General features: G+C 46.7%; 25 protein-coding genes. 8 read left to right on the top strand and 17 right to left on the bottom strand.

The features are described 5' to 3' along the window. Window positions 1-216 precede the first annotated feature (216 nt). Genes clpB through RIH33_RS19675 form a run of 3 tightly spaced genes read left to right on the top strand, consistent with a single transcriptional unit; the run spans window position 217 to window position 4,476 of the window. Window positions 217-2,832 (top strand): ATP-dependent chaperone ClpB, encoded by a 2,616-nt coding sequence (gene clpB, locus RIH33_RS19685; protein WP_406651764.1) that lies wholly within the window; start codon window positions 217-219, stop codon window positions 2,830-2,832. Window positions 2,833-2,881: 49 nt separating this feature from the next. Next, window positions 2,882-3,106, top strand: a complete 225-nt coding sequence (locus RIH33_RS19680; RefSeq protein WP_406651763.1) for a hypothetical protein — start codon at window positions 2,882-2,884, stop codon at window positions 3,104-3,106. 44 nt (window positions 3,107-3,150) lie between these two features. Beyond that, window positions 3,151-4,476 carry a Gfo/Idh/MocA family protein gene (locus tag RIH33_RS19675; protein WP_406651762.1) on the top strand — a complete coding sequence of 442 codons (1,326 nt, stop codon included), beginning with the start codon at window positions 3,151-3,153 and terminating at the stop codon, window positions 4,474-4,476. 27 nt (window positions 4,477-4,503) lie between these two features. On the opposite strand, the gene RIH33_RS19670 is transcribed toward RIH33_RS19675, so the two are convergent. Genes RIH33_RS19670 through RIH33_RS19660 form a run of 3 tightly spaced genes read right to left on the bottom strand, consistent with a single transcriptional unit; the run spans window position 4,504 to window position 5,819 of the window. Beyond that, the gene (locus RIH33_RS19670) at window positions 4,504-4,761 is read right to left on the bottom strand and encodes a Txe/YoeB family addiction module toxin (RefSeq protein ID WP_406651761.1); all 258 of its coding nucleotides are present in this window, start codon (window positions 4,759-4,761) and stop codon (window positions 4,504-4,506) included. Then, window positions 4,758-5,108, bottom strand: coding sequence for a type II toxin-antitoxin system Phd/YefM family antitoxin (locus tag RIH33_RS19665; RefSeq protein ID WP_406651760.1), 351 nt, complete (start codon window positions 5,106-5,108; stop codon window positions 4,758-4,760). The genes RIH33_RS19670 and RIH33_RS19665 overlap by 4 nt, the downstream gene beginning before the upstream one ends. A gap of 27 nt (window positions 5,109-5,135) precedes the next feature. Next, a complete protein-coding gene (locus RIH33_RS19660; protein ID WP_406651759.1) occupies window positions 5,136-5,819 on the bottom strand; it encodes an energy transducer TonB in 684 nt (227 codons plus the stop codon). Between the two features lie 122 nt (window positions 5,820-5,941). Here RIH33_RS19660 and RIH33_RS19655 point away from each other — a divergent pair, with 122 nt between their 5' ends. Both RIH33_RS19655 and RIH33_RS19650 read left to right on the top strand, forming a co-directional pair. Next, a complete protein-coding gene (locus RIH33_RS19655; RefSeq protein WP_406651758.1) occupies window positions 5,942-6,463 on the top strand; it encodes a mechanosensitive ion channel domain-containing protein in 522 nt (173 codons plus the stop codon). A 54-nt stretch (window positions 6,464-6,517) separates the two neighbouring features. Then, window positions 6,518-6,685: a hypothetical protein gene (locus RIH33_RS19650; protein WP_406651757.1), complete on the top strand. Its 168-nt coding sequence runs from the start codon at window positions 6,518-6,520 to the stop codon at window positions 6,683-6,685. Between the two features lie 135 nt (window positions 6,686-6,820). Here the strand turns inward: RIH33_RS19650 and RIH33_RS19645 are convergent, their stop codons facing one another. The 12 genes from RIH33_RS19645 to RIH33_RS19590 form a co-directional block, all read right to left on the bottom strand. After that, window positions 6,821-7,966, bottom strand: coding sequence for a transporter (locus RIH33_RS19645; RefSeq protein ID WP_406651756.1), 1,146 nt, complete (start codon window positions 7,964-7,966; stop codon window positions 6,821-6,823). A gap of 95 nt (window positions 7,967-8,061) precedes the next feature. Then, entirely contained in the window at window positions 8,062-8,589 is a 528-nt protein-coding gene (locus RIH33_RS19640) for a hypothetical protein (protein ID WP_406651755.1), read from the bottom strand. A gap of 72 nt (window positions 8,590-8,661) precedes the next feature. Further along, window positions 8,662-9,426 (bottom strand): carboxypeptidase-like regulatory domain-containing protein, encoded by a 765-nt coding sequence (locus tag RIH33_RS19635; RefSeq protein WP_406651754.1) that lies wholly within the window; start codon window positions 9,424-9,426, stop codon window positions 8,662-8,664. A 64-nt stretch (window positions 9,427-9,490) separates the two neighbouring features. Next, entirely contained in the window at window positions 9,491-11,911 is a 2,421-nt protein-coding gene (locus RIH33_RS19630) for a TonB-dependent receptor plug domain-containing protein (protein ID WP_406651753.1), read from the bottom strand. 94 nt (window positions 11,912-12,005) lie between these two features. Next, on the bottom strand, window positions 12,006-12,701 hold the full coding sequence (locus RIH33_RS19625; RefSeq protein WP_406651752.1) for a hypothetical protein: 696 nt from the start codon (window positions 12,699-12,701) through the stop codon (window positions 12,006-12,008). A gap of 134 nt (window positions 12,702-12,835) precedes the next feature. Continuing rightward, window positions 12,836-15,826: a protein translocase subunit SecDF gene (gene secDF, locus RIH33_RS19620; RefSeq protein WP_406651751.1), complete on the bottom strand. Its 2,991-nt coding sequence runs from the start codon at window positions 15,824-15,826 to the stop codon at window positions 12,836-12,838. Window positions 15,827-15,898: 72 nt separating this feature from the next. Further along, window positions 15,899-16,267 (bottom strand): hypothetical protein, encoded by a 369-nt coding sequence (locus RIH33_RS19615; protein ID WP_406651750.1) that lies wholly within the window; start codon window positions 16,265-16,267, stop codon window positions 15,899-15,901. 51 nt (window positions 16,268-16,318) lie between these two features. Next, the gene (gene udk / locus RIH33_RS19610; protein ID WP_406651749.1) at window positions 16,319-16,939 is read right to left on the bottom strand and encodes a uridine kinase; all 621 of its coding nucleotides are present in this window, start codon (window positions 16,937-16,939) and stop codon (window positions 16,319-16,321) included. 1 nt (window position 16,940) lies between these two features. Next, complete coding sequence (gene rdgB / locus RIH33_RS19605) at window positions 16,941-17,519, bottom strand: RdgB/HAM1 family non-canonical purine NTP pyrophosphatase (RefSeq protein ID WP_406651748.1); 579 nt, start codon at window positions 17,517-17,519, stop codon at window positions 16,941-16,943. A 5-nt stretch (window positions 17,520-17,524) separates the two neighbouring features. Further along, a complete protein-coding gene (locus tag RIH33_RS19600; RefSeq protein ID WP_406651747.1) occupies window positions 17,525-18,118 on the bottom strand; it encodes an FKBP-type peptidyl-prolyl cis-trans isomerase in 594 nt (197 codons plus the stop codon). 66 nt (window positions 18,119-18,184) lie between these two features. Beyond that, on the bottom strand, window positions 18,185-19,069 hold the full coding sequence (locus RIH33_RS19595) for an FKBP-type peptidyl-prolyl cis-trans isomerase (RefSeq protein ID WP_406651746.1): 885 nt from the start codon (window positions 19,067-19,069) through the stop codon (window positions 18,185-18,187). Further along, complete coding sequence (locus RIH33_RS19590; protein ID WP_406651745.1) at window positions 19,066-20,085, bottom strand: DHH family phosphoesterase; 1,020 nt, start codon at window positions 20,083-20,085, stop codon at window positions 19,066-19,068. The genes RIH33_RS19595 and RIH33_RS19590 overlap by 4 nt, the downstream gene beginning before the upstream one ends. A gap of 147 nt (window positions 20,086-20,232) precedes the next feature. Between RIH33_RS19590 and RIH33_RS19585 the strand changes: the two genes are divergently transcribed. Further along, entirely contained in the window at window positions 20,233-20,652 is a 420-nt protein-coding gene (locus RIH33_RS19585) for a nucleoside-diphosphate kinase (RefSeq protein ID WP_159584295.1), read from the top strand. A gap of 43 nt (window positions 20,653-20,695) precedes the next feature. Here RIH33_RS19585 and RIH33_RS19580 read toward each other — a convergent pair whose 3' ends face one another. After that, complete coding sequence (locus RIH33_RS19580; protein ID WP_406651744.1) at window positions 20,696-21,475, bottom strand: segregation and condensation protein A; 780 nt, start codon at window positions 21,473-21,475, stop codon at window positions 20,696-20,698. Window positions 21,476-21,615: 140 nt separating this feature from the next. On the opposite strand from RIH33_RS19580, the gene dxs reads away from it, so the two are divergent. Both dxs and RIH33_RS19570 read left to right on the top strand, forming a co-directional pair. Next, on the top strand, window positions 21,616-23,532 hold the full coding sequence (dxs, locus tag RIH33_RS19575; protein ID WP_406651743.1) for a 1-deoxy-D-xylulose-5-phosphate synthase: 1,917 nt from the start codon (window positions 21,616-21,618) through the stop codon (window positions 23,530-23,532). 84 nt (window positions 23,533-23,616) lie between these two features. Then, on the top strand, window positions 23,617-25,128 hold the full coding sequence (locus RIH33_RS19570) for a transglycosylase SLT domain-containing protein (protein ID WP_406651742.1): 1,512 nt from the start codon (window positions 23,617-23,619) through the stop codon (window positions 25,126-25,128). Here the strand turns inward: RIH33_RS19570 and crtD are convergent. After that, entirely contained in the window at window positions 25,112-26,575 is a 1,464-nt protein-coding gene (gene crtD / locus RIH33_RS19565; RefSeq protein ID WP_406651741.1) for a 1-hydroxycarotenoid 3,4-desaturase CrtD, read from the bottom strand. The two genes, RIH33_RS19570 and crtD, sit on opposite strands and share 17 nt — an antisense overlap. Between the last annotated feature and the right edge of the window lie 100 nt (window positions 26,576-26,675).

Here is a 26,675-nt window from a genome sequence, read left to right as displayed (position 1 = left end):
CTGCTTGATTTCGAAAAATACAGGAAAAAAAGATATTGTGAACAATTAATCAAGGAAGAGGCTCAAAATCACTTCTGATCCTGGATTTACCTGTCTTCTTGGCTTCTTTTTAGTGGAGAAAGAATATTTTCCTGTCATTTTGTCTTGAAATAGTCCAATTTAACCAATGGAATAGCATTTGTAATCCTATCCACACAAGGCATTAATAACAAGAAGATGAACTTCAATAACTATACAATAAAATCACAGGAGGCTCTGCAAAAAGCTACTGAAATAGCCAGCGGTGGTGGCCAGCAAATCATTGAAACTGGTCACCTCATGAAGGCCATTTTGGTATCAGATGAAAATTTAATCTCGTTTCTGCTGAAGAAACTGGGTGCCACCAGACAGCTGCTGGACAGCAAGCTGGACGAGCTCATCGGTACCTATCCCAAGGTTTCTGGTGGTCAGCCGTATCTGTCCAGTCAGGCACATCAGGCTTTGCAGAAGGCCGAGAAATACCTCAAGGAATTTGGTGATGAGTATGTGGCCGTAGAGCATATCATTTTGGGTCTGCTGGGAGGTGGAGATAAGACCGCACAGGTTTTAAAGGATGTTGGGTTTGAGGAGAAGCCACTCATCAAAGCGATTAAAGAGCTGCGAGGTGGAGATAAGGTGACAGATCAGAATGCTGAGTCTAAATACAGGTCTCTGGAGCGGTATTCCATTAACCTCAATGAGCTGGCCAAAAAGGGTAAAATCGACCCGGTAATAGGCAGGGATGAGGAAATCAGACGCATGCTTCAGATCCTGGCCAGGAGAACGAAAAACAACCCAATATTGCTCGGAGAACCAGGCGTGGGAAAAACAGCGATCGTTGAAGGGATGGCTCAGCGCATCGTTGACGGAGATGTTCCTGAGACGTTAAAGTCCAAAATCATCATTTCCCTGGACATGGGCTTGCTGGTAGCTGGCGCTAAGTACAAGGGAGAGTTTGAAGAACGACTGAAAGCTGTGATCAAAGAGGTAACCGATAGCGATGGTGAGATCATTCTGTTCATAGATGAGATTCACACCCTGATCGGTGCAGGTGGAGGAGGCGAGGGTGCCATGGATGCTGCCAATTTACTCAAACCAGCTCTGGCACGCGGAGAGCTCCATGCCATTGGGGCCACCACACTCAAAGAGTATCAGAAATACATCGAGAAGGATAAGGCGCTGGAGCGAAGGTTCCAGTCTGTGCTTGTGGATGAACCATCTGTTCCGGATGCCATTTCCATTCTGCGGGGTATTAAAGACAAATATGAAGTACACCACGGGGTGCGGATAAAAGATGATGCGGTCATAGCGGCGGTCGAGCTTTCCAATAGATACATCTCCGATCGGTTTTTGCCGGATAAGGCCATTGACCTGATGGATGAGGCGGCTTCCAAGCTTCGGATAGAAATAGACTCTCTGCCTGAGGAGTTGGATGAGCTGAACAGGAAGATAATGCAATTGGAGATTGAGCGTGAGGCTATTCGCAGGGAAAAGGATAAGCAGAAAGAGCATGAGCTGAGTAAAGAGATTGCAGACCTTACAGGCCGACGAAATGAGCTGAAGGCTAAATGGGAAAACGAAAAAGCTGTAATTCAGGGTTTACGGTCAGAAAAGGAAAATATCGAGCGTTACAAGACGGAAGCCGAGCAGGCAGAACGTTCAGGAGATTTCGGTCTGGTAGCGGAGATCAGGTATGGAAAGATCGTGGAGTCTGAGAAGAAACTGGAGGCTTACAAAGAGCAACTTTCTGATATGCAGGGCGAGAAGTCGCTGCTGAAAGAAGAAGTGGACAGCGAGGACATTGCTGAAGTGATTGCCAGATGGACAGGTATTCCGGTATCCAAAATGCTTCAGAGCGATCGCGAAAAGCTCCTTCACCTCGAGACGGAACTTGGCAAACGAATAGCTGGCCAGGAAGAGGCCATCATGGCAGTGGCCGATGCGGTAAGGAGAAGCAGGGCTGGCCTGCACGATCCAAAAAGGCCTATTGGTTCCTTTATCTTTTTGGGCACCACGGGAGTTGGTAAGACTGAATTGGCCAAAGCACTGGCTGATTACCTTTTCAACGACGAGAATGCCATGGTGCGCATAGACATGTCCGAATATCAGGAACGCCATGCGGTGAGCAGGCTCATAGGAGCGCCTCCGGGATACGTAGGCTATGACGAAGGTGGCCAATTGACAGAATCGGTCAGGAGAAAACCCTACAGCGTGATCTTGCTGGATGAAATAGAGAAAGCACATCCGGACGTGTTCAACATCCTGCTACAGGTGTTGGATGACGGGCGCCTGACAGACAACAAGGGCCGGGTGGCTAACTTCAAAAATACAATCATCATCATGACCACCAACATCGGTTCCGGATTGATCCAGGAGCGGTTTGAAAATCTGACGGATGAGAATGCCGAAGGATTGATAGCAGAGACCAGGAATGAAGTTTTCGAGCTGCTCAAGCGATCTGTGCGGCCAGAGTTTCTCAACCGTGTGGATGAAACCATCATGTTCAGACCACTCAGTAAGACAGACCTGAGAAAGATAGTGGCCATCCAGTTTAAGCTGATTCAGAAACGGTTAGAGGAAAACGGGATCAAGATAGAGGCAGATAACAAAGTGTTGGATTACCTGGGTAAAATCGGTTTTGACCCGCAGTTTGGTGCCCGACCACTTAAGCGGGTACTGCAAAGAGAGATTCTTAATGAACTTTCCAAGGATATTCTGAGTGGTAAAATCATCAAGGATGCGGTAATCGGCGTTACACTATCAGATGAGAACAAGATTGAGTTTATTAACCTCGATGAGGTAGAAGTTGAGTAAAATTGACCAGAAGCCAGCTTTTTAAGCTGGCTTTGTTTTTTTGTTGCCTATGTCCACCAATCGATTTTCAGTGCTTTTACAGGCATTCCGGAGGTTTCTCTGGGTTTGCGTCATTGGGTTTATGATTGCCTGGCACAATGTCTACTTTCAGGACGACCGGTTGCGTGAGGAGGATAGGATCGAGCAGACTCAGCTGGAAGAGGACGAAGAGCGGGAGTCGGGAGCACCTGGCAGGCTTGGGATACTCCATGATCGTTTGAGGGAAAATCAATAAATTAAGAAGTCGAAATTGATTTCTTAATGATTTAACCCAAACCCATGAAGCGACGCACATTTGTCAAAAACTCTGTATTGGCTGCCGGAGCCCTTTCTTTCCCCAATATTCTCAAAGGAGGGATGAATCAGAATAGTAAAATCAATATTGGAGTAATTGGCTGCAATGGCATGGGCTGGGCAGATACCAACTCCATGCTCAAAATGCCGGATGTGGACCTGGTGGGGATATGTGATGTCGATCAGGGGGTGATTGCCAAGAGGCTGATGGATTACCAGCAATTGAGGACCAATAAGCCCAAACAGTATGGTGACTATCGCAAACTCCTGAATGATAAACAAATAGATGCAGTAGTGATAGGTACTCCTGATCACTGGCATTGCAAGCAAATGGTAGATGCCGTGCGGGCGGGCAAGCACGTGTATGTGGAGAAGCCAGTGGCCAATACGGTGGAGGAATGCGGAATCATGGTAGATGCTGCCAGGGATACAGGCAAGGTGGTCCAGACGGGTCAGTGGCAGAGGAGTGGCCCACATTATCGCAAGGCCAGAGAAATTGTGCAGTCGGGTGTTCTGGGTAAGATCAGGGTGGTCAAAACCTGGGCCTATCAGGGCTGGATGGGCGCCATTCCGGTAGTGCCGGATGGACCAGTGCCGGAGGGTGTAGACTACAAAACATGGCTCGGCCCTGCTCCTGACAGGCCGTTCAATCAAAATAGGTTTCATTTCAATTTCAGGTGGTTTTGGGACTATGCCGGTGGACTGATGACCGACTGGGGGGTGCACGAGATAGACATAGCCCTTTGGATCATGGAAGAAAAGGCCCCCATCTCGGTGGTGGCGTCCGGGGGCAAGCTGGCTTATCCGGATGATGCCTCTGAAACACCAGATACCTTGCAGGCCATCTATCAGTATAAAGATTTTAACATGCTATGGGAGCACGCCACCGGTATTGACTATGGCCCTTACGGCCGCCGTGAGGGCATCGCGTTTATCGGCAACAATGGTACGCTGGTAGTGGATCGCTCCGGTCTGGAAGTACTCGTGGAAAGAAAATCAATTGGATACTCCAATAAAGGAGAGGAAAAAATGAGTCGGATTGCTCCGGTGACAAAGCCTGATGCAGAAAATTATCTAGACATGCATACGCAAAATTTTGTGACCGCTATGAAAGCCAATGATCCCGGACTACTGAACACGCCGATCGATTCGGGAAGTATTGCAGCGATCAATGCACAAATGGGGAATATTGCTTTTAAGACCGGAGAGAAAGTTTACTGGGATCAGGAAGCCGGAAAGTTTAAGAACAACCCGGAAGCCAACCAGTACCTGGCTGCCAATTACCAGAATGGCTGGAAGGTCAGCAGGTAGATCGGTTGGTAATGACCTTTACTTTTATCAATCATAATGATATCGACAGGCATAAATGAGTAATTCATTCCCGCTAACCTGATAAACAAGTCGATGTTCTAGATCAATCCTTCTGGACCAATATCCGGCAAGATCATATCTGAGGGGTTCAGGTTTGCCAATACCGTCAAATGGTGTTCTTTTGATGACTTTGATAAGGTCCTTGATTTTTTTGACCATCTTTCGGTCAACCTTTTGCCAATAGACATAGTCCTCCCAGGCATTTTCTGTGAAAACCAGAGTCACTTGAGCTGTTCAGCGTTTGGTTTGTGGGTTTTACCTGATTTCATTTGTTCGATGGACTCATAAAGCCGATCGGCATTTTTCCTGGAGCTGAGTAAATGCAAGGTCTCCATGATGGAGTTGTATTCTTCAAGAGAAATTAATACCGTGCCTTTTCCACTTTTCCTTTTGATCACTAAGGTTTCATTGTCTTCTTCAACATGATCAAGGTATTTTTTCAATCCCGCTCTAAACTCTGAATAATTCGCTGCTATCATCTTTCGCCCATCGTAGTTGTACAAATATACGTACTTAATTATGGAAAGTTTGTGAGGTTTAGAGTCGGGATTGACAGAACCCATACTGTACATGAAGTTCTGTAGTTATTGCTTTAAGTTTTAATGTGTCAGAGAAAAAGTAATGGGTAACACCATTCGCACTTTTACGGCCCTGCCACGTTGCTTGCCCGGGTTCCATTTGGGGCTGTTCTCTAGTACCCTGATGGCTTCTTCATCACAGCCGAGCCCGATTCCCTTCAATGTTTTTACTTCTATCAGGGATCCGTCTTTGTCTATGATAAATTGTACGTAGACAGTCCCGGTCACATCCATATTCTTAGCTCTTTTAGGATAATTGATATTGGTGGAGACATACTCATAAAATGCAGTCAATCCTCCCGGAAAGCTCGCCTGCGTCTCGATGACCTCACCCATGTACACGTTGTTGTCATCTTCCGGCAAAGGCTCAATCGGGATGTCATCAAAAGGGATATCGTCTACGGGTTCTGCCTTTTCAATATAGGTCTCCAGCTCACTACCCTCCACGATAATGGGTGGTTGGGTGATTACCTGTTGCTTTTTCACGGGCATGGGTTCCGGTGGCTTGGGAGCTGGTATCACCGTGTTAGGGACAATGTAAGCTTGCTCCCAGACTGGTTCACGGGATTCCAGATCAATGGGCTCGTACTGCCCGCGCCATTCGAAGGCCGCAGTGACCAGCAGCAGAGCGATAACCAGACCTATGCTTAAGAAAAGGGGAGTTTTCGGCTCCAGATCATACGGTGCATTTTTTTTGAGTTCCATGAGGCTATTGTTTAAGTGAGAAAAGATTGTATTTACTAAAACGAAATTTTTTAGTCAGGTATTGTTCTCAATATGTCGGGTGAAGTGGTGGAGTTGCGAGGACAGGAATTACTTTTGCAGTCATGAATTTTATTGAGTTTCTGAAATCAACGGATAGTCTGACCATCCAGCTCCTGATCACGGCGGCATTGGTGTTGCTTTATGCCATTCTCAACAAAGTCACCTCCAGACTGATCAAGCGCTATGGGAAGCGAAGGGAAATATCCACACCACGGGTGGTTTATACCACCAAATACTTTCGCTTTGTGCTCGTGGTGTTTATCCTGCTTTTCCTGGGACTGACCTGGGACATCTCTTTTGAGGGGCTCTCAGTCTACTTTTTGTCATTCTTCACTGTGGCGGGTATTGGGCTGTTTGCGGCCTGGTCCATCCTGAGCAATATCACTGCGGCCATCTTGCTGTTTTTTTACTTCCCCTATCGCATCGGTGACCGGATCCGCATTGTGGATGGTGACAATTCTATAGAAGGAATCGTCAATGACCTCAACATGTTTTCCATTATCATTAAAAACGATGAAGGCCAAAAGGTGACATATCCCAATAATCTGGCTTTACAGAAAGCGATTATTTTGATCAAAGACTAAGTGCATCGAATCATTTTTATTCTTAAATTGTATTAACTAAAAAATATACTCATCATGACACACCAAGAACTAGAAAACGAGATCAAAACCCTCGAAGGCCAGCTGACCGGCGACATGTTTCAGGATATGGACATCAGAGACAAAATCCACAACCTGAAAATGACCCGGGATGGTGTAAAACCGGCCGACCAGGTAATTGAATGCGTAGGATGCGGAAGCTAAGTTCTGGGAAAATATAAGCCATAGAAAAAGGGCCTTCGATAGATATCGGAGGCCCTTTTTATGTCTAAGAAAAACCCTGAATCCATCGGAAACAGGCTTTATTGGGTTATTATAATAGTAAAGAAGTAGTCGTTGTTAAATGCCTGTTGGCGCTTGAATGGACTCCAGTACCGGGGTACTTTTTCCAAATCTGTACGAAAAGCTGAAGTTCACCAGGTAGTCAGCAAAAGCAGCATCCCCGTGTCCACCACTTTCCTTGTCGGAAAAACTTCTGGTTCGGTTTCGCTCTATAGCCACAGGCACGGTAAGGTTGAAGGCAGTATTTCTGATGCCATAGGTTAGCCCTGGTTCCAGAGAGATGGCATATCCGGGCCTTCTGAAGCCTTCATCACCCCCTATCAGATCGCTGGAGGGCACCCCCTCCAGCCGACCCCCTCCATAAAAAAACAGGCCATGTACGGGAGTCATGACCAATGCACCCAGCCGCGCGGCATATTGGTCCGGCACTGAGAAGTCCCTGCTTCGTCCCCTTGTTTCGAGCGTGTAATACTCCCGAGGATTGGAGAGGTAGTAGAGGTTGGCACTGATGACTACCCCATTGGAGAGGGTATGGTAGCCCTGCAGGTCCAGGGTGGCTCCGTAGCCTCCGTCTCCCGGCTGGATGGATTGATCCACACCTGAGTGAATGGTCTCATTTTTTCCTGTACCCTGGTTGTAAAACTCATCCTGAGCACGGTAGTCACCAGAGGCAAATTTCATCCCCAGCCCGATGGAGGCGTTCGTTGCGGAGTTTTTGGCGGGATCAAGCAACCAGTAGGTCATTCCCAATCGGATATCGGCCAGCCCCGCACTGCTCGTAGAGTGTCTGTCCCCAGCCCAAAATTCATTTTCTACAGTAGAGATGTCATCTTCCCTTGGATTGCCTCCGTGCTCATACAGGGATGATCTGTTATGAAGGACAAATGGAAGCACCGCATTGAGGGAAAGGCGATCCGTGAGCGCATAGCTGATCAGAAAGTCCATGAAGAATGAGTCATTGATCACTTCTGACCCCTCTTGTACCCGATAGGTCTCTTCATGCTTGCCCCTGAAATGTTTGTAGGAGTGGAAGTATCGGAAGTTGGTTCCGGCTTGCCATTGGCCCTTTTGCAAGGAAGCTCCACCGCCCACGTTGGCTCCACATCCGGAGCGTATGGCCACGCACCCCTGTGCATGGATCTGGTTGTAGGATAATAGGTACAGGCATATGATACCTGCTATGGTTAGGTATGAATTTTTCATAGTTTAGGTTTTAGTGCATCGTACATACGCTCACCTATGGCGAGTGCTGTCGACGAATCGATTAAAGAAAAAAATAATTAAACACCATTTGAACCTTAAACCTGAGGGGGTGGGGTGGTGATGGTGGAATAGCGCTCGGTGAGCATTTCAGAGAAACTCAGAAAGTGCGTTTCGGTTAGTTTAAAAAGTTTTTCGGGAAGCAGGTCATGGGCATCAGCGAGATAATCTTTGGCGATGGTCTTGAGCAAATTCACTTTTCCTGAATGCTCCGAGTCGGAGGTATTCATCATTTTTATCCAATCCGAAATGGATTGGTTGAGCGCTCTGACGGCATGATCTTCTGCGACAATCAGGTGTAGGGCGTCCTGAGAATATTTTTCAAGGACGGCTCTGTATTGCTTGCCATCAATGGTGATGGTACCATGGGATGGACGGTATTCTGATTGATCAGACCAATATGGCAGGGTGATGGGGATAGAAATGTGCTTCATATCAGGCGTCACATCCACCCGCACCAGCCACTCTTCATTGATCTGCTTCATGCTATACCAATAGTAGCCCAGATACCCTATATGGTAGAGTAGAAAGAGTGTAAGAAAGCCGATGGCAATAAGTCTTTTCACGATATTGGCGAGAATCCAACTTGAAAGATAATGAATAATCGCAGTGACATAAAAATCTGACCTCAGGAAATTTTAGCCTCGCTGGTCACGCTTAAATTCCGTGAGCTTGGCCAGCAGATCTTCCCGAATCAGGTAAAGTGGCGTTTTGTCCAGATAATCCAGGGAGTAGTCACAGTAAAAAATGAAATCGGTGAGTTCGTTGCCTTCGAGTGCTGTGACTTCATGTACCCATTCTCTGGAAAATTTGGCATAGACACGTTGCTCTCTATGTTCATTTTGGATCACCCGATGATATTTGCGTTTCTCCTTTTCCTGCTTGCTGAAATTGTAGTACATGGCAGAGAGGGGGTGCGTAGCCATATAGAGTGGATTTTTGATGGTCTTTTCATTGAGCATGGGATCTTCCCTGGCGACTGGTAACGGCATCCCATGGTACCAAAAGGAGGTGTCTTCGGGCTGGTAGTTGAGTATCCTTCGCTTGAATATTTCTTCCGTGGGAATGTTCTGGACGATGACGTCACTTAGCAAAAGGGTGTCCTGTGGAAGGGCAAGGCTAATTTCCTCGTCCAGCCACTCCTGCCTGGCAATCCAGCCGAGTGTTTGATATCCCACAATGGAGAATACAAGGGTATCCCCTACGCTGGCCGGAATACGGAAGCGCCCCTGGGCATTGGTGACGGTGAGCTGATTGGTGGAGTGGTTGGTGACATGTGCAAACTGCACAGGTTCGCGGGTGGCCGAGTCCACCAGTACCCCAATGACAGGGTGTTCGTCCTGCGCCACGGCCGTCAGTGTCACGGATGTAAAAAGAATCAGAAACAAATAGATCGGCTTCACAGCCCAAAGGTCTGTTAAAAAGATGACAGGAGACCGGAATTATGATTTTTTAACATTTCCAAACCTACTCCACGATCATATAGCTCTGCTCGAAAACAGGATTACCATCAGAGGTAAGGCCCTGTACCTCTATCAGGTATTCGGCATCTTCATCTGAGGTGAAAAAACTAAAAGTAGCAGCCCCATGCTGATCGGTTTGGATGGCAGGGTTCCAGTACAGTGTGGCTCTGTAATCGGGTTTTTCTTCAGTTGTTACGTCATAGTTGGGACTATAAAATTCCCGTGGCTGATAATATCCCGGTAGTTTGAAGTTAGCAATCCCCACCACGTCCAGATTGGCGTAGGAGCGATCACTTCGTGGATATATTGCGATCACTCCGCTGGCTCCTACAGCTCCGAATATGGAGGCTTTGGCGCCTGTGAAGTAATCAATGGACCCAACATCACTGGGAGAAAGGTCCTGCATAACGAACGCCTGGTCCACCTGCATGCCATCATAGAAAAAGGCTACGGTATTACTTCCCGAAATCGTGGAGGCACCGCGGCTTTGCGTGGTGGTCGTGTTGAATCCAGGGATCTGAAGGGCATTGAAGACGTCAGCCATGGTGGCGGCACCCAGGCGCGGGTCTACAGGCATAGAATCCAACTCTACCCTCGTGGTGGGGTTATTGTACATCAGCGCTCGGCTGCTTACCGGATCGTCATAAGGATTTTTGGTTGATTTGAACTCAAAGGCATCCAGCATGATGGCACCACCTTCAGAAAAGGCCGCTTCAATCTCCCTTATTTTATTCATCTGGGCCTCTGCATCTGCGATGGCATTGTCGATTTCTGCCGTGCGCATTGGAACCAGAGGAGTGACCACAGGTGGAATGGCTTTTTTATCCACTCGTATATAGAAGGCGTCATTTTTTTCTTTGGTAGGATCTTTTTTGGCTTTTTTCCCCGGTTTTTGTGCCTGCAGGATGATGGTGACGGTATCCTGAAAATCCAGGCCGGCAAACTGAAACTTACCATCCGCGTCAGTTTCCACCGTGGCGTTGATCAACGGGTTTTCGAGTACCGTCAGACTGACTTCACCTGGGGCAGAGTGTTGTCGGTTGTAATACTTAAAGAGTTGTCCGCTGATGCTCTGGTGTTGCTCCAGGAAATGGTTGATTTCGGGTAGATCCTTGTCCATCACATCGGGCCATTTAAAACGTCTCCACCCCTGGGTCAGCAACAGGTTATTGAGTGCTTCCACTTTCTGCATGTCCACATCTTGAAAATAGTACTGGGGCATTTCTATATGCCCTTTGAGGTCTGATGATAGGAGGAGGTGAGTTTGAATGTTGTTTTTCATGGGCTGATCCAGGGAAGCCCTGAATACTGAGACTGACAGGTCAGCCAGCGCATCCTTCCCCTGATGATCTATGGACAGGGAGACGCTGGTTTTACTCCGATTGGTGTTTTTTTCAGGGTTTTCGATGCTCAAAGTGGGGTCATCTTGGCTCATGACAAATGAGAGGCGCTCTGCTATGGCGACACCTTCCGGGTTGAACAGTGTGAAATTAACCATGCCTGAAGGGAGGTCAGTGGTAGAAAAGGCAGAGTACATGTAGCTGTTGGAAGGATCCGGTTTTAGGAGCATGAAAGCTTTGCCACGCTGGTATCCGAGCAGGAAATGATTGTCCAGAGGATAGTCTTTTGTCAGAACCTTGATGGTCATCTTCTCCAAAGCTGGTGTTACCTGAATAATGGCACCATTTGGGAGTACTTTTGGAAGTGGAAATTCGAAAGAAGAACCCTTGTAGGAGATTCGCGCCGTGTACGTTCGCCCGGTTGTCGGGATCAGTTTAAAGGAGCCCATGCCTGCAAACTGACTTTGAAAATCAGTGATTTTGTTGGCCTGATCATCCACGATCTCCCCTGAGATGCTTACGCCAAGTCCCTTTTCGTCAATAGCCTTGAATCCCACGGAGGTGATCAACCCATTGACAAAATCCCCACTTTCTGGAAAAAACTGCACATCAAAACCGGCAGATGGAGCTTCAGTTTTTGGGTAAGCCACCCATTTGTTGATGATTTTGAGGGGTTGTGTGTAGAGGAGGGACCTATCAAAATTGAGCATATAGTTGGTATATGCTTTGAGAAAATAATCTCCATCGGGCAGCGAGTCACTGAGATCTATTTCGGCAAATCCGCTGCCATTTTCCAATTTGAGAATGCGGGAATATAACATTTGCTGATTCTGGTCTATGAGCTCTACATTGAGCACTTTGCTCAGCTTGCTGGCTTTGTGGGTGTTGGCATCTGTCAGGTAAGCTTTGAACCAGAGCGTCTCTCCGGCAGAGAGGATTTGTTTGTTGGTATGTAAAAAGACTTTTTCCTGGGGTCTGAATTCCAAAAATTCGGAAAGCTGCTCCACCACCAGCGTTTCGGAAGATTGTGCAAAATGTACCGTAGTTTGGAGCAGACAAATGGTGAGGACAAATAGTTTTTTCATCTCGCAGGCGTTAGACGGCATAATATTAACCAAAATGATAACGATTTGGGAAAAGGAGAGTTAAAATGCCTCCAAAAAAGTGCGTTGAAGGGATTTAAATAGACAGGTTTTCTATCTCAGAAAGGGTAAGAGTAGGTTGGTTGATAAGGGTGGTGTCAGTACCTATTTCTATGGCGTTGGATTTCCAGGAGTCCCCAAACCGGGAAGGTTTGATTAATTTGACCGGAAGGCCTTCACTCAATAAGGTAAAGGTCACGATCTGAATGTCTTCCAGTTTGACATTCTCTCCAAAATAGATAGCGTTTGATTGGTAGTTGGCAAGTTCGGGATCCACCGGGCGTTCATGAATGTAAAATCCCAGCTTTTGAAGTGCATAGGCACTATTGCCATCGGGAGCATGCTGATAGTATCGGATGACTATATCAGTTCTTGCTTTGTTAGGGGGTAGTTGGCTGAGTACTTTGGTTTGATAGTTGGCTTTTAGGGTCTGGAAGAAATCGTTGTTTCGTGCGGGTTGTACCTCCGAGGTTTCCTGAGGTTCTTGTTCAGGATCTGCCACGGTACTTTCAAATTCTGGCTGTTCTTCAGGGATTGTCTCTTTTTTTTCGGCAGGAGCGGCGGCTTCACCATGGCTTTTAACGCTGCTTTCTACTTTCGGTTTTTGGTTAAGTCGGTGTTCATCTGGGGCATAATGAAATCCAAAAAAACGATCAAGGACAAAAAGGATGAGCAGGGCTGACGCTAGGAATAGACTATAGGATATAAACCGATAGCGATGTTCATGTTCCATAGGTGATGTAGTTTTTCCTAAATTTAGCAATTATCTGCTTAGAAAACCTATCCCAATTTATACCTAGACATGGGGACAAATAAAAAGGGTGCCCATGTGGACACCCTTCGTCTGTTTTATATGACTTCTTTTTATTATGCTTTTACTGCCTTGGCCTCTTTTTTAGTATTCAAATCCACTACCACTGGTGTGGCTATGAATATGGAAGAATAAGTACCAATAAGAATACCCACCAACAATGCAAAGGAGAAGCCTTTTAGCGCAGCTCCACCGAAGATGAAGAGTATCAGTACCACGATAAGTGTGGTGACAGAGGTTATCAACGTACGGCTAATGGTGCTGTTGAGGGACTCATTGAACACCTTCTTCAATTCACTACCTGTTTTGATTCCCAGGTTTTCCCTGATTCTGTCAAATACTACCACCGTATCGTTGATAGAGTAACCAATGATGGTAAGAATGGCAGCTACGAATACCTGATCTACTTCATAGGTAATGCCAAAAAGCGAAACAATCGCAAAAGCTGACAATACGAACAGTGTATCATGGAAAAGGGCAATGATCGCTCCCAATCCAAATTGCCACTTACGGAATCGGATGAGAATGTAAAGGAAAATTGCGATGAGAGCGAAAAGAGCCGATTCATAGGAGGAGTTTTTGATGTCATCCGCTATGGTGGCACTTACTTTGGAAGAACTGCCGATGGCAAACGAATTGGCACCCAGGTCATCACTGGTGCTGTAGGTCAGGCCGGAGGCAGTTATGCCCTCAATCAGGGCGTTTTTCACTTTAAGATCCGCAGCATCCGTCTCATCATCTATCAGGTATGAGGTGGTGATTTTCAGGATGTTATTGGCACCATAGGTTTTTACCTCAGTACCCTGATTGTCAAAGTAAGGAACTATATCAGCTTTGAGTTCTGAAGGCACTGCAGCCTCCGTGAAAGTCACGATATACGAACGACCACCTTTGAAATCCACACCTAGCGTAAGTCCTTTGATGAAAATAGCTACAACACCTACGGCAATGAATGTCGAACTGAAGATGTAGGCCATTTTACGCTTGCTTAGGAAATCTATGTTGAGTCCTACCAGCGCGTTTCTGGAGAATGCATTGGCAAAAGACAGCTTAGAGTTATCTCCTTTTTTGGAGAAGGCTTCCACGATCACACGTGTGATGAATACGGCACTGAAGAATGAACAGGCGATACCAATCATCAAAGTGATGGCAAAACCTTTCACAGGACCTTGACCCAGTATGTAAAGAATCATCGCCGTGATAAATGTGGTTACGTTGGCATCTATGATAGAGCTGTATGCTTTGCTATATCCCGTGCTGATGGCTGCTTTCAGACCAGAGCCATTTCTTAGTTCTTCTTTGATACGCTCAAAGATGAGTACGTTGGCATCAATGGACATACCGATGGTCAGCACGATACCCGCAATACCTGGCAGAGTGAGTGAAGCACTCAGCTGTGCCAATATCCCCATGATAAAGAAGATGTTGAAGAACAAGGCTACGTTGGCAATGAGTCCGCCTTTGGCATAGTAGAATACCATGAAAATGATCACAATACCCAAACCAGCTACAATAGAAGTAATTCCCTGCTCCTGGGCTACTTTACCCAGGGTAGGTCCGATCACCACGTCTTCCACGATGGTGGTAGGCGCTGGGAGAGCACCGGCCTTCAGGATGTTGGCCAAATCTTTAGCCTCTTCGATGGTGAAGCTACCGGAAATAGAAGAATTTCCGTTAGGGATTTCACCTTCCACGTTAGGCGCAGAATATACATAGTTGTCCAGTACTATAGCGATTCTTCTTCCTATATTGTTGGCAGTGAGGCGTCTCCATGTTTTGGCTCCTGCCGCACTCATTTGCATGCTCACAGCGGGTCTTGAGCGCTGATCCAGGTCTTGTCTGGCATCTGTGACCACCTCACCTGTAAGTGGTGCTTTACCAGTTCGGGAAGTTCTGATCGCGTGTAGCTCCAGTAGCTCAGGAGAACCAGCAGCTTCGCTCTTGATGGCCTTTACAGACCACAGGAACTTGACATTAGCAGGAATGACCGATTTCACATCTTCCCTTTGCAGGATTCTGTTGATAGTAGAAGTGTCTTTCACATCGTAGACCAGCCCATACTGTGATTTGATCAACGAGAACAAAGGGGAAACCTGGCTGTTGAGGGCCGAATCGAGATCACTTGTTGCTGAGTCACCTTCTGCCAGGGCAGTGGTGTCTGCAGTGTCCGAGATATTGTCATCCTCAGTAAGGAGTGAAAGATCTTCCTGCACCGTTTCTGTGCTGGCAGTCAGGTCTTCGGCATTCAAAGTAGCTTTTTGCTCTTTTACCAGCAGGTCATTGATGGCCTGGAGAGTTGGGGAAATCTCATTGATTTCGTGCACTTCCCAAAACTCCAGCTTGGCCACACCCTGCAAAAGTTTCCTTACTCGCTCAGGGTTATCTACGCCAGGTAGCTCTATCTGGATACGGCCTGTACCCTGAAGCCTCTGAATGTTGGGCTGAGAAGTACCAAACCTGTCAATACGTGTTCTTAAGATATTGAATGAACGGTCAATAGCACTTTCTACCTCAGTCTGTATGATTTCCAGTACTTCTTCATCGGTAGAGTTGAGGCTGATACGGCCCCTGTTGGCTGTATTAGAAAAGATAAAAGCCAAAGACTTATCTGGTGCGCTTTCTTTGAATACACGATAGAATTCGTCTACATAGTTGTTCTGCGTTCCACGGATATTGGCTTTGGCAGTAATCAATGCACTTTGGAAATCAGGATCCTGATTGTTTCCGCTCAGTCCTTTGAGAATGTCCACAGGAGAAACCTCCAGCGTCACGTGCATACCTCCCTGAAGGTCAAGTCCAAGGTTCAGCTCAGTCTCTTTGATGTCCTGGTAGGTATAATCAAGACCCAGCAGGTTGTACACAGGCTCATTCCAGATAGAATCGAGGTATCGCTGTTTTTCAGCGAAGTTGATATTGCCGCTGGCATCTGTAGTCGCCGCGGTTGCCTCCTTTTGAATGTTCTGTGCTACAAATGTGAATGACAAATAGTAGATGCACAGCAAGGAGATAACGATTGTTAGTAAAACAACAAATCCTTTGTTTTTCATGGTGTTAAGTATGTTTTTTTAAGAAAAAATCGGGTAATCTAAAAAAGGCGGTTCTGGTCTGCGGTGAGCAGACTAAGGTGCATTGGGGGAGATAATCCTTCTGAAAAGAATCTTCAATACTTTGCTGCCGGCACAGACAGCTTCCTCACCAGTAGCCAAATCTTCTTCCAGGCTTTCAAAGCTAGGAAGGATGTCTATGAGTAGAAACTCGTGGGTAAGGCTGGCGTGGGCCGTTGCGGGTATCGCATCGAAAGCTTTGAGAGAGGCCTCAGGTTGCTGCTCTTCCTCAGTAGACGAATTGTCTACCTGAGCCAGCTCTTCGATATTCAGCTGCGGGGCGATAGGGGTGGTCACTGTGATGGCCAAAAAGCCCACAATCAATCCCAGCATCACCACTGACCTGAATAAAACGTTCGATATGTTACTGTCGCCTAGTTTCAAAGCGCGACAAAACTACTGAAATACAATTAATTACTCAGTCCAATCAGAAAATTATTGATGAAGCTTCTGACGGAGGTAAGAAACGATCACCTCCAGAGCTACGGAAAAGCCGTTGTGGTTAGGAATCAGCACATCTGCCTCATGCTTGAGTGGCTCTATGTACTTTTTGAAAGCGGGCGTCACATGGTGCTGAAAACGGTAAAGCACGTCGCTCAGGTCATACCCCCGCTCTTCTGCATCCCGGGTAATCCTTCGGGTCAGCATCAGGTAGTCGGGTGCTTCTATGTAAATTTTCAGATCCAGGAGGTCAAGTATTTCCTCATAGTAAAAGGTAAAGATGCCTTCCACCACGATAATAGGTGTGGCCTTGATGTGAATGGTTTCAGGTTTCTTTTCATCATTATTGAAGGTATACTCCTTAATGACTATGTCTTCACCCTTCTTGAGCTTACGCAGGTCATTGGAAAACCGCTCCCGATCCAGGGATTCCGGGAGGTCAAAATTCTCTACCCCACGTTCATCTATTGGCTGCTCCGTGCGGGGCTTGTAATAGTTGTCCAGGGAGAGTAAACTGATTTCTCCATCTTCAAACTTCTCCATCAACTGTTTCAGAAACAGCGTTTTGCCTGATCCGCTTCCACCGGTGATTCCTATGAGCAGAGGTTTTGACATGTTATTTAGTTTTCAAAAATTGGATGAGTTGTTCAAAAGCCCGGGCCCTGTGTGAGCGGGCGTTTTTCTCAGCGGCGCTCATTTCGGCAAAAGTCCGGTTCTCACCTTCAGGTAAAAATATAGGATCGTATCCAAAACCCTGTGCTCCGGTTTTCTCGCGGATGATCTCACCTTTTGCAACACCCGTAAACTGGTACTCGTGACCCTGGTCATCTATGTAAGTGATCACCGTTTTAAACCTGGCTTTTCGGTTCTCCTGGTTTTCCAGATTTGACAGCAGCAAGTCCATATTGGCCTGGCTGTCATTGCCGGGGCCAGCATATCTGGCGGAGTACACGCCCGGGGCACCACCCAGTGCTTCTACCTCCAGGCCGGTATCATCACCAAAGCAGGCGACTCCATGCTTCTGGAACACATAGCGGGTCTTCATAGCAGAGTTGCCTTCTATGGTATCTGCGGTTTCGGGGATTTCTTCGTGCAGGCCCAGGTCATCCAGGCCCAATAGCTCCAGATTATCCGGGATGAGCGCTTGTAGTTCTCTTAATTTATTGGCATTGTGTGTGGCAAAGTAGATTTTCATGCCCCTCACCGTACATAACTCGGGTAGATGTCGAACACCAACACGGCATTTCGGGGGATACCCAGGCCAAATGGAGGGTTCGTGGTATAGGCCAGCCCGGAAGGAATAATGATCTGTGCACGACCACCCACCCTCAGGATGCCCAATACCCTGGAAAGCCCCTCACGGTATCCACGCTCACTGTTATAGAAGTTGGTAATAATTTCCGGAATATTCCAGCCATCAGCGGTGTAGGTATAAACGATGGGGTTGTATGTCAGGTCCTCGTCGTAAGTACCGTTATTGATGTCCACGGTATCAATGTTGGTAGCAAAGAGGAAACCATCGGTAAGCCTGCCTGCTATAAAAAACGAAACAATGTCGTTGTGATTGATCTTGGCTCCATTGCCTGAGTCAAGTACCACATACCATACGCCAGAGTCAGTAGTGTCCACATCGGTATATCCCTTGGCGTTTACATAGGCTTCCATGATCTTCAGATCAGCTTTGAGCTGAACGTCTGGATCTACGGCGGTAACTATGGTGTCCTGCCTGCAGGAGTAAAGGGAAGCGGTAATGATCATCATTACCGCTATTACTTGACCTTTTATGTTTTTCATTGCTTGCTTTTTAAAAATCAGCCTGCCCTTTGTTAAAGTATGTGATGATGTTTCAGTAACTACAGATTACTGGTTTTGACCCACTTCTAATACCTCAACGTCAAAAACAAGAATACTGTATGGCTGGATAGTAGGTCCAGCACCTCTGCTGCCATAACCAAGTGGGCTGGGAATGTACAACGTAGCCTTTCCACCTGCTTTGATGTAGGCGATGCCTTCGTCCCATCCCGGGATGACACGTCCCTGGCCGATGTTGAATTTAAAGGGTTCGCCTCGCTCAATGGAGCTGTCAAAAGGCTCTCCGCTAAATAAACGACCTGCATAATGGACGGTTACCTGATCCCCAGGCTGCGCTGTTGCTCCGGTACCTTCCTGGGTGATAACGTATCTCAAGCCAGACTCAGTGGTGATGGCATCAATGCCATTTTCCTTCAGATAAGCATCGATGGTTTCGCCATCAGAAACAAGTTTTTCTTCGAGGATCACAGATTCTTTAGCACGTTGCTTTTCTGTCATTTCCTGCATGTAAGCACGGTAATCTTCCTGACTCATTTGGGCATGAAACTTCATGTTGATGCTCATGACCATAGCAGAGTCCATATCCGGGGGAAGTTGTGTCTGATAAGTTTCCTCAAATAGATTTTTGGCTGTAGTAGTGAAAAACACGCTATCGCCTACTTCCATTTCTTTCAGCACTTCCTGCAGGTTGCCGGCTTTCATTTCAGGGTCAAAGGCCAAAGCCAATGGCTTTTCGGGGGTGGTTTCGGTAAGCACTTCGCCATCTGCTCCTACTATTTTCAGGTACAGGACTACGATAGAGTCTTTTTGGGCGGCAAGGCCGTCACCTTTCACCAGACAGGATACTTCCACTCCGGTTTCTGTTGTAAAATCATTGTTTTGGGTGCAGGCAAATACCAGCAGCGGAAAGATCAATATCCAGATGTTTTTCATTTTGTTTTTTGGTTATGGGTTTGCTGAAACTTGGGAATCAGCGATTTAAATTTTTCTACAGTTTCCTCTAGTCCTAAATCTGAAACGCCGCCAGCGGCATTTTTGTGACCGCCTCCGCTAAAGTACTTAGAGGCAATATCGTTCACGGCATAGTCACCTACGGATCTGAATGACATTTTGACTTCACCGCCTTTTTCCATGATGATGGCCGCCACCACAATGCCATTGATTGAAAGGGCGTAGTTGACCAACCCTTCGGTATCTCCGCTTTTCAAGTGAAAACGCTCGTGCTCTTCGGCACTGATCACGAAGTACGCCACCTGATATTCAACATTCACCACCAACTTTTCCATTAGCGCATAGCCAATGAATCTGAGCCTGTTCAGTGAATTGGTGTCATAGATGAGTCGACTTATCTTATTCACATCTGCACCAATCTCCATCAACTCAGCCACCGTTCGGTGGATTTTTGCAGAGGTGGAGCCATGCTTGAATGAACCTGTATCGGTCATGATGCCAGCGTATAAGGCTTCGGCTATGGCCAGGTTAATTTCTTTTTTTCCATCCAGAAGCAGAATGAGGTCATAGATCAACTCTGCTGTGGCTGCGGCTTTGTTATCCCAAAGCTCATAATCTGCAAACTGCTCTGGGTTCAGGTGATGGTCTACCAGTAGCTTCTTTGCTTTGGAGGATTCCACCATTTCGCCCAATTTTTTGATTCTGTTGAGCCCTGAAAAATCCAGGCAACAAATCAGGTCGGCTTTTGCAAAAAGGTCGGTAACTTTCTGAAGGCTCTTTTCACTATACACCACTACGTCATCATTGCCCTCCATCCAATGCAGGAAGTCTGGATAATCTGTAGGTGTGACCACAAGTGCCTCGTGCCCACGATTTTTAAGAAAATGGTATAATCCCAGAGAAGAGCCCAAGGCATCAGCATCAGGATTAGCGTGGGTGGTTATAATTATTTTCTTGGGGGTGGATAGTAATGCTTTTAAAGCGCTTAATTCCTTCATTAACAATTCTTGCCTCACCTTGGCTGTAAGTGAATCGCAAAACTCACAATAAATCAAGTAAATACAAAATGGCTGGTAAGGCGATAGTGATTAGGATAAATGTTATTTTTGCACCCGTTTAGTAAAAGACTCAAAAAAACCAATTAAATGGCAGGAACAAGGACCTTCACAATGATCAAACCTGATGCTTACGGATCAGGAAATACCGGTGCGATTACAAAAATGATTGAAGAGGCAGGCTTTGGTATCAAAGCAATGAAGTTGACTCACCTATCAGCCGGCAGAGCCGGGCAATTTTACGCAGTACACAAAGAGCGACCTTTTTACAATGATCTGGTTACTTATATGTCCTCTGGGCCTATTGTGGCCATGATTTTGGAAAAGGACAACGCGGTGGAAGATTTCAGAAAATTGATTGGTGCCACTAATCCTGCAGATGCAGCGGAGGGAACTATCAGAAAAATATTTGCTACTTCTATTGAGGCGAATGCCATCCACGGATCTGACTCTGACGAAAATGCGGAGATCGAGGGTTCGTTTTTCTTCTCTGGGCTGGAGAAATTCTAATAGGCTACAGCCAAAAATTTTATTGAATGGAATCCCGGGCTGATCAGTCCGGGATTTTTTCTTCTTCCAGTTTTTCCACCCAGAAATTGTTGAAGCCTTCGCCAATGTGAAGCGTGATGGTGCCCAGCTGCAACAGCTCAAGGATGGCGAGGAAGTTGTAGATCACCAGAATTTTTTCAGGTTTTTCTTCCACCAGTGAGCTAAAGGAGATGCGATGATTGGGACTATTGTGTAGTCGGTAAATCAGATAGTCCTTCTGCGTGGAGATGGTGTAGGGGTACTGCACCACCTGATGCGTAGGCCTGCTCTGATCAAATTCATATCGCTTCAGTACTTTCTGGAAAACCTTCATCAGCTTATAAAGGTCCAGGTCCTGCATCTCAGCTTCCACATCAATGGACTGAGAGAGCTTTTTGATTTCTTTGAGCAGATTTCCTCTTTGTTCCCGGTCTAGCCGATTGCTTTCCAGACTGTTGAGTTCCTGAATGACCGATTTGTATTTTTTATACTCCAGCAGGTGCTTTACCAGCTCCTCACGGGGGTCTATTTCATTCCCTTCCTCATCCAATACCGGCCTGGGCAGGAGCATCTTCGCTTTGATGCGCATCAGTGTGGCAGCCACCAGGATAAATTCACTGGCCACTTCCACATTCATCGTTTCCAGTTGATGCAGGTAATCCAGAAAGTCACTGGTCACTTTAGCAATGGGAATGTCATAGATGTCCAATTCGTCCCGCTCAATGAAAAAGAGCAACAGATCAAATGGCCCCTCAAAGAGAGGAAGTTTGATCTCGTAGGTATTGGAATTTTGGGAATCGCTCACAGTAGGCCAAAGCTACTACTTTTGGCACTAAAGGAAATCTCAAAATAGTTTAGATTTGTGGAATATTTCATTCATAATTGTCTTGCCGCTAAACAATTAGAATAGAAAGTCGTTCATGAATCACCCCAAAAGATTACTATATGGAGATTAGGCCAGGAAAGCTTTTAGCGGAAATCGACAATCCCAACGACCTTAAGAAATTAAACGAGACTCAACTGGCTCAGGTGGCCGAAGAACTCCGTGAATACATCGTGGATCATGTCTCGGTGTATGGTGGGCATTTTGGGGCTAGTTTGGGTGTGGTAGAGCTCACAGTGGCTCTCCATTACGTATTCAATACTCCGGTAGATCAGCTGGTTTGGGATGTGGGACACCAGGCTTATGGCCACAAAATATTAACCGGACGTAGAAAAGACTTTCATACCAACAGACTTTACAATGGACTTTCGGGGTTCCCGAAAAGATCGGAAAGTGAGTATGACACCTTTGGGGTGGGCCACTCTTCCACCTCCATCTCTGCTGCTTTGGGTATGGCGTTTGGCTCGGACTATAAAGGAGAGAAAGAAAAGCACCACATAGCAGTGATAGGTGATGGAGCGATGACCGGAGGGATGGCATTTGAAGCCATGAATCACGCTGGTGATTCCAATAAAAACCTCCTGATTATCCTCAATGACAATTGCATGTCCATAGATCCGAATGTGGGAGCACTCAAGGATTATTTGACAGACATCACTACTTCACCTACCTATAATAAGATCCGGGATGATGTGTGGAAGGTACTGGGTAAAATCAGCAAGTTTGGCCCGAATGCGCGTGAGATTGTAGGGAACATAGAGAACAGCATCAAATCCTTACTGTTGAAACAAAGTAACCTTTTTGAGTCGCTGAACTTAAGGTATTTTGGTCCGGTGGATGGTCATGACATCAACCACCTCGTTCATGTATTGCGGGATTTGAAAGACATTCCAGGCCCCAAGATTTTGCACTGTGTGACGGTGAAAGGAAAGGGTTTTAAGCTGGCTGAGCAAGACCAGACCAAGTGGCACGCACCCGGGAAATTTGATAAAATCACCGGAGAAATACGAAAAACGGTAGTTACAGAGCCTAAACCACCCAAGTATCAGGAGGTATTCGGCCATACGATGGTAGAACTAGCCGAACAGAATGATAAAGTAATGGGTATTACACCCGCAATGCCCTCTGGCTCTTCCCTCAATATTATGATGGAAGCCATGCCCGATCGTGCGTTTGATGTTGGCATTGCAGAACAGCACGCGGTTACTTTTTCTGCAGGACTGGCCACTCAGGGGATGGTTCCTTTTTGCAATATTTATAGCTCATTTATGCAGCGTGCCTATGATCAGGTGATTCACGATGTGGCTATCCAGAAGCTGCCCGTGATTTTTTGTTTGGATCGGGCCGGAATAGCCGGTGCAGATGGAGCGACACATCACGGAGCTTATGATCTGGCCTATATGCGCTGTATTCCAAACATGGTGGTTGCTGCACCGATGAACGAGCAGGAGCTTCGAAACCTGATGTATACCGCCAGTGAGTTCAAAGACGGGCCATTCACCATCCGGTATCCAAGGGGACAAGGCGTGATGCCCGTATGGAGAACTCCCCTGGAACAGATCGGGATAGGTGAAGGAAGAGTATTGCGGGAGGGAGAAGAGGTAGCAATTCTCACCATTGGGCACATTGGTAACTATGCAGTGAAGGCATGTGATGAGCTGGAGAAACAGGGAATTCGGATATCTCATTATGACATGCGCTACGTGAAGCCATTGGATGAAGCCCTTCTGCATCAGGTTTTTGCGAAAAACAAGAAGGTCATTACCGTCGAGGATGGCTGTTTGCCTGGAGGGTTTGGCACGGCCGTACTGGAGTTTATGTCTGACCATAACTACCATGCAAAGGTGATCCGACTGGGAATTCCCGATCGCATTGTGGAGCATGGTGAGCAGGACGAACTTTATCAGGAGTGTGGCTACGACGCTGAATCTATCCTGAGTGCCACTTACAAGTTACTTGAGCTAAGCCCTGTAGTCTAACCGGAAAGGAGCCGCATCCATCGAGAAATGAGATGGACAATCGTGAGATTTCTTGTATATTCTGTTTCGATTTAAACAGAAAGATTGATACGGAATCAAACACATAGGATTGGCGCCCTTATTATTGGCCTGGTTTTCTGGCTACTGATGACTGCTTGCACCACATCCAGCAGTAGCAAGAAAAATAAGGATCCCAATAGTGAACCCCCGGAGAAAGTAGTGGATTTTGATCTGGATAAGATCAAGGAACGTGGCTACATCACAGCCATCATGGATAATAGTTCCACCGGCCTGTTCATTTACCGGGGGAATACCATGGGGTATGAGTATGAGCTCATCAAAGCCTTTGCCAAATCACAGGGGCTGGAACTTCGGATCAATGTAACCCCCAGCCTGGAAGAGGGTTTTCGAAAGCTGAACGCCGGAGAAGGCGATGTGCTGGCCTATAACCTCACAGTGACCAAAGATCGAAAGAAACGCATTGCCTTTACCCATTATCACAACCTGGTGAAGATGGTGCTGATCCAGCGCAAGCCGGATAATTGGCGAAAAATGAAACTCCATGAAATTGAAAAGCAGCTGATTCGAAATCCGGTGGAGCTCATTGGCAAAGAAGTGGTCGTTCGGCATCATTCCTCCTACTTTGATCGCCTGCAAAACCTGTCCAATGAGATAGGGGATGACATTGTCATCATCGAAGACTCACCTGAAGTGGAGACTGAAGCCATCATCCGAAAGGTGGCCGAAGGAGAAATTGACTTTACCGTGGCAGAAGAGGATATAGCGTTGGTTAATTCCACCTACTATCCAAACCTGGACATCCGTACGGCCGTAAGCTTCCCTACCCAAATTGCCTGGGGGGTTCGAAAAAATGGGGATGAACTCCTCTTAGCTTTAAACACCTGGATCCTCGAAATGCGGAGGACTGCTGAGTACTATACCATATACAATAAGTATTTCAAGAGCAGAAAGGCATCACTGAAGCGTACTCAAAGCGAGTATTACTCCCTGGGTGGAGGGAAACTTTCTCCCTATGATTCTTTAATCAAGTTGTCTGCTGTAGCGCTGGACTGGGACTGGCGACTTCTGGCGGCACAGATCTATAAGGAATCCAAATTTGACCCCAATGCCGAGTCATGGGCCGGAGCCGTGGGATTGTTACAGCTTTTGCCGACTACCGCTGAGGAGTATCAGGTGACCAGGTTGGAAGACCCCACTCAAAATCTCTATGCCGGCACTCAGCACATTAAATGGCTACAATCGTACTTTTCTGATGTGATTGCAGATCCTTTGGAACGCGTGAAATTTATCCTGGCAGCCTATAATGTGGGCCATGGCCATGTAATGGACGCCATCAGACTAACCGAAAAATATGGCGGCGATCCCCAGCTTTGGGAGGATGTAAAAGACTACCTGCTGAAAAAATCAAACAGCAATTACTTCAATGATCCGGTGGTACAATTTGGTTATTGCCGGGGGATAGAGCCGGTCACTTACGTCAACACCATTTTGTCTATTTTCAAGAACTACAAGATACTTTTTCCGGAAGCTACGGATGTCGAAGTGGCAGTTGAATTGCCTAGTGAAAGTATTTAGCCACCAGTTTGGCCGAAGATAAACTCATGGGAATCCCCCCTCCGGGATGTACGCTTCCCCCACAGAAGTATAGCCCCTGCACTCGCCTGCTTTTGTTGGCATGTCTCAGGAAGGCAGCAAAAAGGTTATTGGAGCTATTTCCATACAGTGCGCCCAGTGCCGAGCTGGTTTTGGACTCTATGGTGCGTGGGTCCTGGATTTCCTCCCCTTCGATAAGTGGTGCAAGGTCTTCACCTAGAGTTGAAGATATTTTATAGAGAATGTTTTTTCGTGCCTCAGCAATCAAGTGATCCCAGTTTTGACCCTGATTGTTCGGCACATTGATCATCGTAAACCAGTTTTCGCCATACTCCGGCGCATCAGATGGCTGATACTTTGAAGTAATATTGATATAGACCGTAGGATCCTGAGAGATGGACCCCTGTTGAAAAATGTGCTCAAATTCGCCTTTGTAGTCTCCACTGAAAAGGATGTTGTGCAGCCCTAATTGTGGAAATTTCTTACCCACTCCCCAGTAAAATATCAGTGCAGAGCTTGATTTGGGTTGGTTCAGCAGGAATTTGGGGGCTTTGAGGTCTGGCATCAACTTGCGGTAGGAGTTCACAATGTCCATGTTGGAAACCAACCGATCAAAATTCAATTGCAGCCCTCCTGTCATCAGTCCTTTTACTCGGTTCTTTTCGATTATAATTTGCTCCACGGGTTGCTCAAAGTGAAAGGTCACCCCCACCCTTTTGGCCAGCTTATACAGTGCCAGAGTGATGTTATGCATGCCTCCTGATGGAAAGTAGGCCCCAAGGGACATTTCCAGATGTGGAATTATGTTCATGGTGGCAGGGGTTTTATAAGGAGATGAACCATTGTAGGTGGCGTACCTGTTGAACATCTGGGTGATCCGGGGGTCATCAAAGGTGGATGCATTGGCGCTATTCATGCTCTGGAAAAACCCCAATTGATGCAGCTTTTTGTAGGCCTTGAATGCAGGCCGGGAGATGAAAGTTTTAGGATCCTGCAGAGAGCTAAACATAAACAACTCGCTCAGGTGGTCATACAGGAGTCGGCTTTTGGCCAAGGCTTTCCGTACATTTTCAGGTCGCTCGGCGGTGTTTCTGATGATTTCTTCAATGAGTTTTTCATGATCTGCGTGAGCCGATATTTTCACCCCATCCGGGTAAAAGTATTCACAGTTGACCTCCAGCTTTTGGTAGGTGAAATAACGTGCGGGGTCTTCTCCGGCTAGTTCAAACAGCTCGTCGATGAGTGCCGGAAGGGTGAGGAGCGAAGGCCCCGCATCGAAACGATAGCTCCCAAGTCTGATTTCGGACAGCTTACCTCCAGGGTATGCGTTGGCCTCAAACACTTCTACCTGGTGCCCCGCTGTAGCTAATCTTATGGCACTTGCCATTCCGGCTACCCCGGAGCCAATAATTCCCACTTTGTACGACATAGCCTTACAACCCTCCAGAGAAAGATCTGTTCAATTTCTTAATAACTAAAAAAAGTGATAAAAAAAAGCGGAATAACCATAAAAATGGTTACAACTTCCC

Origin of the sequence: Marinoscillum sp., assembly GCF_040222955.1 — a bacterium.
Taxonomy (GTDB): Bacteria; Bacteroidota; Bacteroidia; order Cytophagales; family Cyclobacteriaceae; genus Marinoscillum.
The sequence above is the reverse complement of the archived record's forward strand: the minus strand, read 5'-3'. Positions and strand labels throughout refer to the sequence as shown.

What these genes read in the sequence shown, in the direction of transcription:
- clpB (WP_406651764.1), top strand. Translation starts at nt 217, where the DNA reads ATGAACTTCAATAACTATACAATAAAATCACAGGAGGCTCTGCAAAAA.
- RIH33_RS19680 (WP_406651763.1), top strand. Translation starts at nt 2,882, where the DNA reads ATGTCCACCAATCGATTTTCAGTGCTTTTACAGGCATTCCGGAGGTTT.
- RIH33_RS19675 (WP_406651762.1), top strand. Translation starts at nt 3,151, where the DNA reads ATGAAGCGACGCACATTTGTCAAAAACTCTGTATTGGCTGCCGGAGCC.
- RIH33_RS19665 (WP_406651760.1), bottom strand. Translation starts at nt 5,108, where the DNA reads ATGTACAGTATGGGTTCTGTCAATCCCGACTCTAAACCTCACAAACTT.
- RIH33_RS19660 (WP_406651759.1), bottom strand. Translation starts at nt 5,819, where the DNA reads ATGGAACTCAAAAAAAATGCACCGTATGATCTGGAGCCGAAAACTCCC.
- RIH33_RS19655 (WP_406651758.1), top strand. Translation starts at nt 5,942, where the DNA reads ATGAATTTTATTGAGTTTCTGAAATCAACGGATAGTCTGACCATCCAG.
- RIH33_RS19650 (WP_406651757.1), top strand. Translation starts at nt 6,518, where the DNA reads ATGACACACCAAGAACTAGAAAACGAGATCAAAACCCTCGAAGGCCAG.
- RIH33_RS19645 (WP_406651756.1), bottom strand. Translation starts at nt 7,966, where the DNA reads ATGAAAAATTCATACCTAACCATAGCAGGTATCATATGCCTGTACCTA.
- RIH33_RS19630 (WP_406651753.1), bottom strand. Translation starts at nt 11,911, where the DNA reads ATGAAAAAACTATTTGTCCTCACCATTTGTCTGCTCCAAACTACGGTA.
- RIH33_RS19625 (WP_406651752.1), bottom strand. Translation starts at nt 12,701, where the DNA reads ATGGAACATGAACATCGCTATCGGTTTATATCCTATAGTCTATTCCTA.
- secDF (WP_406651751.1), bottom strand. Translation starts at nt 15,826, where the DNA reads ATGAAAAACAAAGGATTTGTTGTTTTACTAACAATCGTTATCTCCTTG.
- udk (WP_406651749.1), bottom strand. Translation starts at nt 16,939, where the DNA reads ATGTCAAAACCTCTGCTCATAGGAATCACCGGTGGAAGCGGATCAGGC.
- rdgB (WP_406651748.1), bottom strand. Translation starts at nt 17,519, where the DNA reads ATGAAAATCTACTTTGCCACACACAATGCCAATAAATTAAGAGAACTA.
- RIH33_RS19600 (WP_406651747.1), bottom strand. Translation starts at nt 18,118, where the DNA reads ATGAAAAACATAAAAGGTCAAGTAATAGCGGTAATGATGATCATTACC.
- RIH33_RS19595 (WP_406651746.1), bottom strand. Translation starts at nt 19,069, where the DNA reads ATGAAAAACATCTGGATATTGATCTTTCCGCTGCTGGTATTTGCCTGC.
- RIH33_RS19590 (WP_406651745.1), bottom strand. Translation starts at nt 20,085, where the DNA reads ATGAAGGAATTAAGCGCTTTAAAAGCATTACTATCCACCCCCAAGAAA.
- RIH33_RS19585 (WP_159584295.1), top strand. Translation starts at nt 20,233, where the DNA reads ATGGCAGGAACAAGGACCTTCACAATGATCAAACCTGATGCTTACGGA.
- dxs (WP_406651743.1), top strand. Translation starts at nt 21,616, where the DNA reads ATGGAGATTAGGCCAGGAAAGCTTTTAGCGGAAATCGACAATCCCAAC.
- crtD (WP_406651741.1), bottom strand. Translation starts at nt 26,575, where the DNA reads ATGTCGTACAAAGTGGGAATTATTGGCTCCGGGGTAGCCGGAATGGCA.